Raw genomic sequence first — 13,180 nt, 5'->3', positions numbered from 1 at the left:
TGCCGTCACCCTAACCGATACTCACGGGGGTGTCGGGGCAGCGCGTCCGTTCAGTACAAGCGGCGCGCGGCGCGTTTCTCGTAGAGTGTCAGGCGAACGCACCGACAAGCGAAGGGTCGAACTTGTCCGCAACACTCGCCAAGGGTCAGAACGGTCCACTGGCCACCAATGACGTGGTGATCTCCATCCAGCTCTCGGCGCCGGCGGATCTGTCGGCGCTATTGGTCACCGAGCGGGGCAAGGTCCGTTCCGACGCCGACTTCGTCTTCTTCAACCAGCCCAGCGGCCCCGGCGTCAACCTTCAGCCCGCACCCGCCGGCCAGCCCGCGTCGCTGGCGGTGTCGTTGAACGCGGTGCCCGCCGACATCGACCAGATTCGCGCGGTGATCACGCTGGACGACGCGAACAGCAATTTCGGCAGCTTCCCCGCCCCCACGGCGATCGTGTCGGACGCGGCCGGTAACCAGCTGTACGAGTACCGGATCGAAGGGCTGAACACCGAGTCGATCGTGATCGCGCTCGAGCTCTACCGTCGCCAGGGCTCGTGGAAGGTGCGTGCGGTCGGACAGGGCTACGCGGGCGGTTTCGCCGCGCTGGTCACCGATCACGGCGTCACCGTCGACGATTCCCCCGCCCAGGCTCCGCAGCCCGCGCAGGCCCCGCCGCCTCCGCCGCCGGTACAGCAGCCGCCGGTGCAGCAGCCGCCGACCACCCCGGCGTACCCGACCCAGCCGCAGGCATCGCAGTACGCGCCGACCGGTGGATACCCGCCGCCGCCCGGTCCCGGGTATCCGCCGCAGGGTGGGCCGGGTCAACCGCCACAAGGCGGCCCGGGTTACCCACCGCCCGGTCCGGGTTACCCGCCGCCGCCCGGCCCCGGCCCCGGTTACCCGCCGCCCGGCCAGCCCGCGCCGCCGCAGCCGCAGCAGGCGCCCGCCGAGGTCAGCCTGAGCAAGGACCGCCCGGTCAGCCTGGTCAAGGGTCAGCGGGTCACGCTGCGCAAGGAAGGCGCCGCGCTCACCTTCGTCAAGATGGGTCTCGGCTGGGACCCGGTGCGCAGCCGCGGCATGTTCGGCAACCGCACGGTCGACATCGACCTCGACGCCTCGGTCATCATGTTCGCCGACATGAACCCGGTGGACGTCGCCTACTACGGTCAGCTGACGTCCAAGGACGGCTCCATCCGCCACCAGGGCGACAACCTCACCGGCGAGGGCGCGGGCGACGACGAGATGATCCTGGTCGACCTGACCCGCATCCCCCCGCACATCACCACGCTGGTGTTCGTCGTGACCTCCTACAAGGGCCACACCTTCGAGCAGGTGCAGAACGCGTTCTGCCGCCTGGTCGACGGGACGAACAACGGCGAGTTGGCCAGATACACGCTGGCCGGTGGCATGCCGTTCACCGCGATGGCGATGTCCAAGTTGTACCGGGTGGGCAGCGACTGGAAATTGCAGGCGCTCGGCGAGGGTTTCCAGGCAAAGCATCCGGGCGAGGCGGTGCCGCAGCTCGGCCGGTTCCTCGTCAACGGTTGACCCGCAGCGCGACAGCAGGGCAGACAACGTGATTCAACTGAGAGCCGGTCAGAACATCCCGCTGACCGGTGAGGTCGTTCGTTTCAGCGCGAAAGCCGAGGCGGCCCTCGATGTTTCCGCGCTGGTGGTCGCGGAGAACCTGAAGGTGTTCTCCAGCGACGATTTCGTCTTCTACAACCAGCCCGCCACGCCGGGGGTCGCCTTGGCGGCCGACGGGGTCACGATCACGCTCACCGAGGTGCGCGCCGACGCGAAGGCCGTGCTCTTGGTGGTCAGCGCTGACCCGGCCGCGCCCGCGCGGGCCGAGGGACTCGGGCCGGTTACGGCGGCCCTGTCCGAGAACGACAGTGTGACCGCCGAATTCGCGATCACCCCGTCGTCCGGTGAGACGGCGTTGATCTGCCTCGAGGTGTACCGGCGCGGCCCCGCCTGGAAGCTGCGGGCCGTCGGCCAGGGTTACGCGGGTGGGTTGGCCGTGCTGCTCACGGCCCACGGTGTGGAGATCGACGATGCGTCCCCGGAGCCGGAGCAATCCGACCAGCCCGGTACGCACACCATGGCCGGTCCCCTGGCGGGTGACGCGCAGATCGCCACCGCCGGTGTGCCGCTGGAAGTCGGTCACGGGTTGGAACGGTTGTGGATGGTGTTCGAGGACGCGGCGCGGTCGGCCGCCGCGCTGACCTCGGCGCGCGAGTACGCGGCCAAGCGGTTGGATCACGAACTGTCGCTGGCGGTGTCCGATCCGGCGACCAGGAACACTCCGGCAGCCGAGCAGGCACGTCGTGACGCGCAGCAACGCCACGACGAATTGATCGACATCGCCGAGCGCAACCACCAGCGCGACGCCGAGCAACTGATGCGTGAGCTCGCCGAGGCGGACCAGGTACTGCCGCCCGCTCTGGCCTCCTGGGACTCGCCCGCCTGGGACAAGCCGTCCGCGCCGAGCGACGGCATCCGTCTCGGCGAGTTGTACGCGCTCGACCGGGGGCCGCTGCGCATTCCGTATTGCGTTCCGATTCCGCTGAATCGGCCGCTGTGGATCGATACCGAATCGACCCGTGCGGTCGCGCCCGTGGTGGGCGCGTTGCTGGCGCGGCTGCTGGCCACGGCGCCGCAGCGGCGGACGCTGCTGGACATCATCGACCTGACCGACGCGTTCAGCGGCTTCACCGGCCTGCTCGCTCCCGTGCTGAACGGCCCGCCGATCACCGACCACGCCGACATCTCGGCGCGGTTGCAAGCGCTGGTGGATGCGGCCGAGCTGGCCGAGTTGGCCTACACGAGTGGTGCGTTCACGCCGCCCAGCGAGCATCGGGTCCTGTTGGCCGCGGATTTCCCGCACGGCTACCAGAGCTCGGACGCACAGCGGATCGGCGCGTTGATCACGCGCGGCGAGCTGATCGGATTGTCCGTGGTGATCGTCGGCGCCAACGAATCCGATTCGGCCGACACCACCGTGGCGATGGTGTCACAGTCGTGCCGTCATCTGCCGACGGTCGGCGGCACACCGCTGTTCGATCCGTGGACCGGCAGCGCGTGGCAGCTCGATCTGGACATGTTGCCGCAGGAGCCGGAACGTCAGGCGCATTTCCTGCGCACCAAATGAACGCCTGATCCGCCGCGGCCGCCGGTCAGCCGCGTGCGACCGCCACTCGCGGCCGCAGCGGCTCCGGCAGCCAGGGCAGCAGCGGGTCCGGCGTGCGATCGACGACCCCGCCGACGGGATCGTCGACGAAGTCGCGTCGCACCAAGTCCTCCTCCGGGCGGTAGATCTGGCGCACGATCAGGGCGCACAGCCCGACCACCGCGAGGTCCCGCAGCGCCACGGTGCCGGTGAACCACTGTTCGGGCAGGCCTTTGCGGTCCAAGCCGAGGTAGTAGAACATGCGCGGCACCCAGACCAGCGCGTCGACGGTCATCCAGGCCAGCAGGACGCGCCGGTGCGGCAGCGCCAGGACGGCGAGCGGCACCAGCCACAGTGAGTACTGCGGACTCCACACCTTGTTCGTCAGCAGGAACGCCGCGACCACGAGGAAGCACAGCTGCGCCAGCCGCGGCCGCTGCGGCGCGGTGAGACCGATGTAGGCGATCACCGCGCAGGCCGCGACGAACGCCAGCAGCGAGACGGCGTTCAGGACGGCGGGCTGCTCCCCGTGCGCGAGCACGCCGTCGAAGCCGCGCCAGCCGGTGAACGAGGAGATCACGTTGTAGATCGAGTCCGGGTCGGCGTGCCGGGTGGTGTTGAGCCGGAAGAACTCTCGCCAGCCGTTGGGAAACAGCGCGGCGATCGGCAGGTTCACCGCCAGCCAGGTCGCCAGGGTCGCGCCCACCGTGACAGCCGCGGCGCCGAGCGGACGGGCGCTGAGGAACTGGACGCGGTAGGGCGTCTCACGCACCCACGCCAGGAAGGTCGGCCAGCCGTCGATGTCGCGGATGCGCAGGCCCAGGTGCGTGCGCGGTGTGCGCTGCATCGTCTCGGTGCGCAGGCACAGCACGACGATGGGGCCCAGCAGCAGTAGCGGATAGAGTTTGGCCGCGCCGCCCAGACCGAGCAGTATCCCCGCCAGCACGGGTTTGCGCCGGGCCCAGGCGAGCAAGCCGGTCGCGGCGAAGGCTGTTGCGAGCGCGTCGAAATTCGTGAACGCGTGCACAAGCACCAAAGGCGAACAGGCGATCAATGCCACGTCCCAGACCCGGCGGCCGGCCAGCAGGGCGGACGCCCACACCGTGATCAGCCAGGCGACCGCGAGACCGAACGCGACGACGTTGAAGTAGATCACCACCTGGAGCGCGCCGGGCAGCGGCGACGCGTCCCAGCTCTTGGCGATCCGCATCGCGAGGTACTGGTACAGGCCCGAGAGCACCGGATACTCCATGTATCGGGTCTCGCGGCCACCGTCGGGGGTCTGCTCGGTCCACTGCTTCTTGTACGGAAAGGCGCCCTCGTTCAGTCGTTCCGCGCCGTAGAGCGGCACGGTGTCCGAGTAGCACATCGCGACGTACTGGCGACCGTTGTTCCAGTCGAGCGTGGGACCGTCCGGGCCCGTGGTCTGCTGGATGCAACCTGCCTTGCCGAACCAGCCGAGCGCAAGGAACACCACCGCGAAGGCCAGCAGCACCCGCATGGGCGTCCAGAACCGCACCCGCCCGATCAGGGCGTGATCACCGACCGGACCGCCGATCACCGTGGACAATTGCGCGGTGAGGGAGTCGTTGCGACTCGGCCGGTCCCGCGCGTCCGCCGACCGGAGATCAGAGGCGAGCGGCGCCGGGGCGGCGTAATACGCCCCGCCGAACCCCGCCTGGTCCGATAGTGGCACCCTCCGGTTCCTCTGCGGCTCCACCAGCTGCTGATCGGTCACGGAACCCGAGGCTACCTGGGCTGTGGGACCGGTAGGAGACCGAGTCGATCCGGGCTCGAACGAGATCGGGCCGGCCACGATGTGACCGGCCCGATCTTCGGATGTCGACTATCTGCTACGTGTCGGCGGTGTCTCGTTCTCTTGACCGGAGTCGTCATCACTGCGCTGGGTGCCCGGCCGGGGTTGCCCGGTGGCCGTCGGTGACGCGCCATCCGTCGGTGCGACCGGCTGGCCGGGCATCGGACCCGAATCCTGCTGACGCTGCTGCTGCGGCCGCTGCTGCTGCGGAGCGGGCTGCACGCCGGGGACCGGGATGGTGATGCCGGGCAGGATCTCCACCTGCGTCGGCGCGACCACCACCGGGGGCAGGAGCGGAGTATCAACCGTGGACGGCGGGGTATACGGCGCCGACCACTCCGGCACACCGGCTTGCCCCTTGATCGGCGCGGGCTTCGGGAAGGTCTCGTTGGAGCTGCCCTTCAGCGCACCGTCCATGGTGGCTTTCCAGATATCGGACGGCAGGCCCGATCCGTAGATCATGCCGCCACTGGCGTTGCGCAGTCGATCGCCCTGCTCGGTGCCGACCCAGACTGCGGTCGACAAAGACGGGGTGTAACCGACCATCCACGCGTCTTTGTTCTCACCCGTGTCGCCGAGCTGCGCGGTGCCCGTCTTGGCTGCCGACTCGCGGCCGCCCGCCAAGCCGTGGTTGCGCGAGTAGCCGGCGATGGGCTTCATCGCGGCGGTGACGTTGTCGGCCACCGCGGCGGAGATGCGCTGCTCGCCGGCCACCTCACCGCGGTCGAGCAGAACCTGACCGTCGGCGGTCACCACCTTCGACACGAAATGCGGCGCATGGTAGACGCCGGAGGCCGCAAGCGTCGCGTACGCGGAGGCCATGTCCAGCGGTCGGGCCTGGTACTGACCGAGCACGATGCCGTTGTTCGGGCCGGAGCCGTCCGGCTCGGTGAGCGTCTTGCCCACACCCGGGATGGTCTCCGGAATGCCCAGCTTGTGACCCATGTCGGCGATCTTGCGCGGACCGTTCTGCATGTCCAGCTGCATCCGGTAGAAGCTGGTGTTCAGCGAACGCTTCAGCGCCTCGGCGATGGTGCACATGCCGCACTGCTCACCTTCGACGTTGGTGATCTTGATGCCGTTCACCGTCAGCGGTGAGCTGTCGTACAGCTGCGACAGCGGGATACCCATCTCCAGGTTGGCCGCGAGGCCGATGACCTTGAACGAGGAACCGGTCTGCAGGCCGGCGTTCGCGAAGTCGTACCCCTGGCCGTCGTTGCCGCCGTAGTACGCCCGCACGGCGCCCGTGCGCGGATCGACGGAGACCACGGCGGTGCGCAGGTTCTCCGGCTCGCCGTCCATGTTCTTGGTGACCGCGTCGATGGCCGCCTGCTGCGCCTTCGGGTCGATCGTGGTGGTGATCTGCAGACCCGAGGTGTTCAGCTGCTGCTCGCTGATGCCGGCCGCGGCGAGTTCCTTGAGCACCTGAGTCTTGACCAAGCCCTCGGGGCCGGAGTCCTGTTCCTTGTCCCGGGTCGATGCGAGCGGGACGACCTGCGGGTACTGCAAGCCCTGCCGCTCGCCCGCGCTCAGGTTGCCGCCGGAGACCATGCCGTCGAGCACGTAGTTCCACCGGGTCTTCGCGCCCTCGGGGTTCTTCTCCGGGTCCAGGCTGGAGGGCAGCTGGATGGTGGCGGCCAGCACCGCGCCCTCGGCGACGGTCAGCTCCTGCACCGGCTTGCCGAAGTACGCCTTGGACGCCGCGTCGATTCCATAGGCGCCACGACCGAAGTAGATGGTGTTGAGGTAGGCCGCGAGGATCTCGTCCTTGCTCCACTGCCGCGCCATCTTGGCCGAGATGACCAGCTCGTGCATCTTGCGCGTCAGCGAGCGCTCGTCACCGACCAGCGCGTTCTTCACGTACTGCTGGGTGATCGTCGAGCCACCGCCCGCGCTCTCCTTGCCGAGGATGTTGTCCCTGGCCGCGCGCGCGAAGCCGGAGATCGAGAAGCCGGGATTGGTGTAGAAGTCCCGGTCCTCGGCCGCCATGACCGCGTTGCGCACGTGTGGCGGGATCTGCTCGATGGTGACGTCTGTCCGGTTGCCTTCCGGCGGCACTACTTTGCTGAGCACCGTGGTGCCGTCGGAGGCGAGAATGGTCGCCACCTGGTTGGTCTTCAGGTCGCCCGGCTGCGGCACCGACACCGTGGTGTACGCGGCCAGGAAGATGCCGCTGGGCACGAGGATGGCCAACGCGACCAGGACGTAGAGGGTGCGGCGCACGATGCGCCACGGCGACTTCTTCTTCTGCGGGGCGGGCCGCCGCCTGCCCGGCCCGTCGGAGCCGTCACCACTGCCGCCGCCACGGCGCGGTGGCGGGCCGGAGGGGGGACCGCCCGCAGTGCGCCTGCGTTCGCCGGTGGTGGGTCCGTTGCCGGGGATGCGACGCCCGTCGCGGTCCAGCGCCGGACGCGCACCGGTGACCGGCCGCGGCCCGGTGGCGGGGCCGCGGCGGTTGCGTTCGGCCACTGCCTCGGTCGACGAGCCGGGGTGCTGGATCTTCTTGGTCGGCTGCGGCCCGGGAGCGCCGCCATTGGGCACGCCGCGATCAGGTTGCGGCGGTCGGCCGGGTTGAGGTGGACGACCGCCCTGCGGCGGCCGCCCCTGCGGCGGAGGACCGGGTCGGCGCGGCGGTTGCGGACCGCGCGGCTCACCGGGCAAGGGGGGACCGGCGGGACGTCTACCGGGCGGCGGACCCGGACGTGCGCCGGGCGGGGGCCCGGGTCGGGGATTCTGATACGGGTTGGGACTTGGTTGTGAACTCCGTGGAGGACGGCCGCCATGTGGCTCATCGCCGTAGGGGGAAGTCTCGTAGGGCGAATTCACTGACAAGATCTCCATAACTCGTAGCGGTCCAGGTGGCTATCAGCGGTAGTCGACACCGCGGCGGACGCAGGCCGGCTGCGCGAGTCACCCGAGGGACAGATGACCAGGCACTTCATTCGGCGGCAGTGCGCCGGTTCACGCGTGTCCCGGTGCGGCGGCGCGGCGGCGCCGGCGCGGAACCGAGCACATAGGACTGCACCAGATGATTCCAGCTGCAGGTCCGGCATACCTCGACGACATGGACCGAGAACTCCTCGCGAGTCTCGGCGAGGCGCACCAGCTCCTCGGGTGTGCGAGCCGACCCGGCGACCGGGCCGAGGCCGTCGCCGAAGACCCAGGATACGAGGGTCAGTTGTTCTTTCCGGCAGATGGGGCATGTGACCTCGCTCCCCCGGCCATGGAACTTCGCCGCACGTAGGAGATAAGGATTCGCATCACACACCTCGGCGACATCGACCCGGCCCGCATAGACGTCAGCCAGCAGCGACCGGCGCCGGAGGGCGTAGTCGACCACTTGCCGCTGAATTCGCACGAGAACCAGAGTAGCGGTGTTGGAATCGGGCCGCCCCTGGCTGTGCGGATTGACCGCTTCGGATCGAGCCGCGAAGCGGCGCGTCGCGCCGTTGCTAGGACTACCATCCGACTGTGTCCACCGCAGCATCCGGGCGCACGCGAGCGCGTGACCTCGACCGCGCAGGCGCGTCCAGTCTGCTGGATGCCGCCTACGCCGAGGGACAGCTCGGCGCCGACGAGTACCACGACCGAATCGCGCAGGCCGCAGGGGCGAAAACGCTCGGCGAACTGGCCGCGCTCACCGCCGACCTGCAAACCCCCGCCGCCGCCGGGGGGTTCGCCGCGGATCGCTCATCGCCCACGCGAAAAACGTTGCGCCCCCAGGGATCCAAAGGAAGTTATCCCGGTCACACCAGGGCGCGCGATGCCGATCGCGCCACTACTCGCGAGCTGCTCGACCTCGCCCGCGCCGACGGCCAGCTGTCCGAGGAAGAGCACGACACGCTCACCGAACTCGCCGCGGAGGCGCGCACCCTGGGGGACCTGGCGGATCTGGTCGCCGACCTGCAGCGACCCGGCAAGGTCGCTCCCGTGCCCCGTCCGCCGCGTTCACGCCGCCGCCAGTGGTACCTGGGCACGGTCACGGTGGCCGCGGTCCTGGCGGCCTGCGCCGGATTTCTCGCCGTCACCCGGGCGGCGGAGGAACCGAGCCACGCCGCGCAAGCCGTGCCCGCGATGAACCTCGGGGCGGTAGAGCCGCTGGTGATCGAAACGCCGAGTTTGGTCACCGCCGACGGGGTCGCCGTCTTCCTGCGTAACTACCAGCGGAAGTTCGGGGACCTCCGAGTAGACGAACTGACCATGCACCCCCAGCACGCCTCGTTCGCCCGGGCGGTGCCCGGCCAACCCAACCGGAAGGTCGAGTACGACTATCGCGGAGGTTTCACGCAGTCCCGCGAGATCACCACGCGCAAGGCCGACACCCCGTCGGTGGATCTGGGCCTGTTGAACGTGGAGGCGATCGGTCGAGCGCTCGCGGACGCGGCCGCCATCACCCGGGTTCCCGGCGGCGCCGTATCGCATTTCGCGGTGAGCGTGAACGACGTCAGGTACTACGGCCAGTACGGCATTCCCGCCGGGCAACCCATCATCGAGGTCTTTGTGAGCAACTCCGTCAAGGAGAACGGCCACTTCATGATGACCCCGGCGGGCGAGGTTCGCCGCGTCTGGCCGTTCGAGGGATAGGGCAATGGCGACAACCCGATACAGCGGCATCCGCGCCCGCGACACCGACCGCGCCGACGTGTGCGGACTGCTCGACACGGCGCTGGCCGAGGGACAGCTCACCGCCGACGAGCACGCGGCGCGGACTGCCGAGGCCATGCGCGCCAAGTCCTTCGGCGACCTCGACGCGTTGATCGGTGATCTGCAGATTCCGGACGAACTGGCGAACGCCCCGGTGGTCCGCGTGGACCGGCGTCGTCCGCGGCGCTGGATGGCGCCGGTCTCGATGATCACCGCCGCCTTGGTGGCGGGAGCGATGGTCGGGGCGATCAGCCGTTGCGGCGTCGGTCTGCCCGGGTCCTCGGAGAACGTTCCCGATCTGACCACCGGGGCTGGTCTGGCACATTTCCTCGCGGAGTACCGAGCCGAGTTCGGCGATCTGGTCGCCGACGAGGTCACGCTGTATCCGGAGTACGCGCTGGTGGATCGGCAGACACCCGGCCGCGCCTCCGAGACCAGCGACTATCGCTACAACGGCGGCTTTCGCGCCTCGTCGACCTCCGAGCGCAAACCGGGGACTCGCACTTTCGACCTCGCCACCGTCGACGTGCCGATGATCGCCCGGCTGCTGGCGGGCGCGCCGCAGACGGTGAAGTCCCCGGACGGCGTGATCACCCACATCATCGTGGAATTCGACTCGCTCGGCACGATCGACCACGGTCCTGTGCTGAATATCTACGTCAAAGACAAAGGCGGCGTATCCGGGTACGTGGAGGTCGACTTCGCGGGCGAGCCGCTCGGAGTCTTTCCGCCCTCTCGCTGACCCGTACGGCGTCCACCCGTGGACGACGACTGTGCACAGATGTATCGCTCCGATATAGTGGGAAGTCGTATCCATCGGTTAGGTCTGAACACAGTCAGGGGGTGAAGCCCGTGCTCGAATTGGCAATCCTCGGGCTGCTCCTCGAGGCGCCCATGCACGGGTACGAGCTGCGCAAGCGGCTGACCGGCCTGCTCGGGGCGTTTCGGGCCTTCTCCTACGGATCGCTCTATCCGACGCTGCGGCGGATGCAGGCGGACGGGCTGATCGCCGAGGAGATCCCCGCGGGCGCGACGACACGCCGTGCGCGACGGGTCTACCAACTGACTCCGGCCGGGCGGGAGCGGTTCAGCGAGCTGCTCGCCGACACCGGACCGCAGAACTACACCGACGACGGCTTCGGCGTTCATCTGGCTTTCTTCAGCCGCACTCCCGCGGAAGCGCGGATGCGGATCCTGGAGGGCAGGCGGCGTCAAGTCGAGGAGCGCCGAGAGGGGCTCCGGGAGGCGATAAAGAAAGCCAGCGGGTCGCTGGATCGCTACACCCGGCAGCTTCATCAACTCGGGCTCGAATCAAGCGAGCGCGAAGTGCGCTGGCTCAACGAGTTGATTGCGGCGGAGCAATCGACGAAGGCGGCACCACAGAAAGAGGGAAATATCGGCCATGAGTGACATCGAGAAGGCTGACAACGCCACAGAGGTTCGCGTCGCCATCGTAGGTGTGGGTAACTGCGCCTCTTCGCTGGTCCAGGGCGTGCAGTACTACCGGGACGCGGACGAGTCCGCGACCGTTCCCGGCCTGATGCACGTGAAGTTCGGGCCCTACCACGTCCGCGACGTCAAGTTCGTCGCCGCGTTCGACGTGGACGCGAAGAAGGTCGGCTTCGACCTGGCCGAGGCGATCTTCGCCAGCGAGAACAACACGATCAAGATCTCCGACGTGCCGCCCAGCGACGTCGTCGTGCAGCGCGGTCCGACCCTCGACGGCATCGGCAAGTACTACGCGGAGACCATCGAGCTGTCGGAGGCCGAGCCGGTCGACGTGGTGCGGGTGCTGAAGGACAACAACGTCGACGTGCTGGTGTCCTACCTGCCGGTGGGTTCGGAGGAGGCCGACAAGTTCTACGCGCAGTGCGCCATCGACGCGGGCGTCGCGTTCGTCAACGCGCTGCCGGTGTTCATCGCCTCCGACCCGGTCTGGGCGCAGAAGTTCACCGATGCCGGTGTGCCGATCGTCGGTGACGACATCAAGAGCCAGGTCGGCGCGACTATCACCCACCGCGTGATGGCCAAGCTGTTCGAGGATCGCGGTGTGCAGCTCGACCGCACCATGCAGCTCAACGTCGGCGGCAACATGGACTTCAAGAACATGCTCGAGCGTGAGCGTTTGGAGTCGAAGAAGATCTCCAAGACTCAGGCCGTCACCAGCAACCTGAAGAAGGAACTCGGCGCCAACGACGTGCACATCGGCCCGTCCGACCACGTCGGCTGGCTCGACGACCGCAAGTGGGCATACGTCCGCCTCGAGGGCCGCGCCTTCGGCGACGTGCCGCTGAACCTGGAGTACAAGCTCGAGGTGTGGGACTCGCCCAACTCCGCTGGCATCATCATCGACGCCGTGCGCGCGGCGAAGATCGCCAAGGACCGCGGCATCGGCGGACCGGTCATCCCGGCCTCGGCCTACCTGATGAAGTCCCCGCCCCAGCAGCTCGCCGACGACATCGCGCGCACCCAACTGGAAGCGTTCATCATCGGCGCGGAATAAGCACCGCACCAGGGCACGAGGTCGGCCGAAGGCTAAATGCTCTCGGCCGACCTCCCCTCGATCTACAGGCCGCGGTAGACGTCTTTTCGCCAGCCGACCTTCACCACGAGGATCACGAGCACGCCGTTGTCCACCCGGTAGGCGACCCGATATCTGCCGACCCGCAGGCGGAACAGGTCATCGTGGCCCGACAACTTCTTCACGTCCAGCCCGGGAGCGTAGGGGTCATCGCCGAGTGCTGTGAGCGCGGTCAGGATCCGCATCGCGTCCGGACGCTCGATGGCGCGGAGTTCTCGGCGCGCGGACTCCAGGAAGCGGAAGCGGTACTTCACCTCGGGTCGTCCTCGAAGAGCTCGGCCAGCACCTCCGCCATGGTGAAGGTCCGCTCGTCGGCCGTGAGCCTGACCTCGGCTTCACGCGCGAGAAGTTCGTCCTCGGCCGCATCGAACGCCTCGACCATGGACAACGGCACCAGCGCCGCGGCGGGCGCGCCGTCTCGCAAGATGATCACCTGCTCGCCGGATTCGGCTTCACGGATGTGAGCGGCGAGGTTGGCGCGCAGCTCCCGGATACTGATCTCCGACATACCTGAAGTGTACACGTGATCGTGTACACATCAGTGTGCGTCAGTCCAGCGAGACGTAGACCTCCACCGAGGCGGGGCCTGTGTAGCGCTCGACCTCGGCGGTGTGCGAGCGGGTGATGGTTCCCGCGTTCTCGGCCTTCGCCACCTGCGCCCAGGCGGTGCGCAGCAGGTCGTAGGGCTTGTCGGCGACGACGAACTTGGCGTAGCGGCCCTGCGGGATGATGGTGAGCACGTCGCCGTCGTCCAGCTCCTCCATCGAGCCGATCTCGTAGCCGAGTACCGCGACGGCGTGATCGTTCTGGCCGATGTAGGCGGCCACCCGCGGCACGTTCTTCTCCCGTGCCAGATACCGATCCCAGGTGAAGTTCACCAGGTCGAGGTCACGCGCGGTCACCTCACGGCCTGCCAACGGCACGGTCAGGCCCGCGACCATGCTCTGCGGCAATGTGACGATCTCGAAGTCCACTGT

12 protein-coding genes and 1 pseudogene are annotated in these 13,180 nt (G+C 68.4%); 7 read left to right on the top strand and 6 right to left on the bottom strand.

The features are described from left to right. Positions 1–122: 122 nt before the first annotated feature. Both K8O92_08110 and K8O92_08105 read left to right on the top strand, forming a co-directional pair. The gene (locus K8O92_08110) at positions 123–1,538 is read left to right on the top strand and encodes a TerD family protein (protein UAK33870.1); all 1,416 of its coding nucleotides are present in this window, start codon (positions 123–125) and stop codon (positions 1,536–1,538) included. Between the two features lie 28 nt (positions 1,539–1,566). Continuing rightward, positions 1,567–3,144 (top strand): TerD family protein, encoded by a 1,578-nt coding sequence (locus tag K8O92_08105; protein ID UAK33869.1) that lies wholly within the window; start codon positions 1,567–1,569, stop codon positions 3,142–3,144. Positions 3,145–3,169: 25 nt separating this feature from the next. Here K8O92_08105 and K8O92_08100 read toward each other — a convergent pair whose 3' ends face one another. The 3 genes from K8O92_08100 to K8O92_08090 form a co-directional block, all read right to left on the bottom strand. Further along, complete coding sequence (locus K8O92_08100) at positions 3,170–4,858, bottom strand: glycosyltransferase 87 family protein (GenBank protein UAK33868.1); 1,689 nt, start codon at positions 4,856–4,858, stop codon at positions 3,170–3,172. Positions 4,859–5,008: 150 nt separating this feature from the next. Then, positions 5,009–7,381: a penicillin-binding protein gene (locus tag K8O92_08095; GenBank protein ID UAK35520.1), complete on the bottom strand. Its 2,373-nt coding sequence runs from the start codon at positions 7,379–7,381 to the stop codon at positions 5,009–5,011. Positions 7,382–7,916: 535 nt separating this feature from the next. Continuing rightward, complete coding sequence (locus K8O92_08090; protein UAK33867.1) at positions 7,917–8,336, bottom strand: DUF5318 domain-containing protein; 420 nt, start codon at positions 8,334–8,336, stop codon at positions 7,917–7,919. 113 nt (positions 8,337–8,449) lie between these two features. On the opposite strand from K8O92_08090, the pseudogene K8O92_08085 reads away from it, so the two are divergent. The 5 genes and pseudogenes from K8O92_08085 to K8O92_08065 all read left to right on the top strand — a co-directional run bounded on the left by K8O92_08085 (position 8,450) and on the right by K8O92_08065 (position 12,125). Beyond that, positions 8,450–8,644: pseudogene (locus K8O92_08085) on the top strand (DUF1707 domain-containing protein). A gap of 45 nt (positions 8,645–8,689) precedes the next feature. Next, positions 8,690–9,562 carry a DUF1707 domain-containing protein gene (locus tag K8O92_08080; protein ID UAK35519.1) on the top strand — a complete coding sequence of 291 codons (873 nt, stop codon included), beginning with the start codon at positions 8,690–8,692 and terminating at the stop codon, positions 9,560–9,562. Positions 9,563–9,566: 4 nt separating this feature from the next. Further along, positions 9,567–10,364: a DUF1707 domain-containing protein gene (locus tag K8O92_08075; protein UAK33866.1), complete on the top strand. Its 798-nt coding sequence runs from the start codon at positions 9,567–9,569 to the stop codon at positions 10,362–10,364. Positions 10,365–10,474: 110 nt separating this feature from the next. Beyond that, positions 10,475–11,032, top strand: coding sequence for a PadR family transcriptional regulator (locus K8O92_08070; protein ID UAK35518.1), 558 nt, complete (start codon positions 10,475–10,477; stop codon positions 11,030–11,032). Then, positions 11,025–12,125, top strand: coding sequence for an inositol-3-phosphate synthase (locus K8O92_08065; protein UAK33865.1), 1,101 nt, complete (start codon positions 11,025–11,027; stop codon positions 12,123–12,125). Before K8O92_08070 ends, K8O92_08065 begins: the two co-directional genes overlap by 8 nt. Positions 12,126–12,187: 62 nt before the next feature. Here K8O92_08065 and K8O92_08060 read toward each other — a convergent pair whose 3' ends face one another. The 3 genes from K8O92_08060 to K8O92_08050 are packed head-to-tail and all read right to left on the bottom strand — an operon-like array spanning position 12,188 to position 13,177. After that, positions 12,188–12,457: a type II toxin-antitoxin system RelE/ParE family toxin gene (locus tag K8O92_08060; protein ID UAK33864.1), complete on the bottom strand. Its 270-nt coding sequence runs from the start codon at positions 12,455–12,457 to the stop codon at positions 12,188–12,190. Continuing rightward, entirely contained in the window at positions 12,454–12,711 is a 258-nt protein-coding gene (locus K8O92_08055; protein ID UAK33863.1) for a type II toxin-antitoxin system Phd/YefM family antitoxin, read from the bottom strand. Before K8O92_08055 ends, K8O92_08060 begins: the two co-directional genes overlap by 4 nt. A 40-nt stretch (positions 12,712–12,751) precedes the next feature. Next, the gene (locus tag K8O92_08050) at positions 12,752–13,177 is read right to left on the bottom strand and encodes a GyrI-like domain-containing protein (protein ID UAK33862.1); all 426 of its coding nucleotides are present in this window, start codon (positions 13,175–13,177) and stop codon (positions 12,752–12,754) included. Positions 13,178–13,180 lie beyond the last annotated feature (3 nt).

Source organism: Nocardia asteroides (assembly GCA_019930625.1).
GTDB classification, from domain to species: domain Bacteria; phylum Actinomycetota; class Actinomycetes; order Mycobacteriales; family Mycobacteriaceae; genus Nocardia; species Nocardia sputi.
Note: the sequence above shows the minus strand (reverse complement) of the source record. Positions and strands in the feature narration are given on the sequence as shown.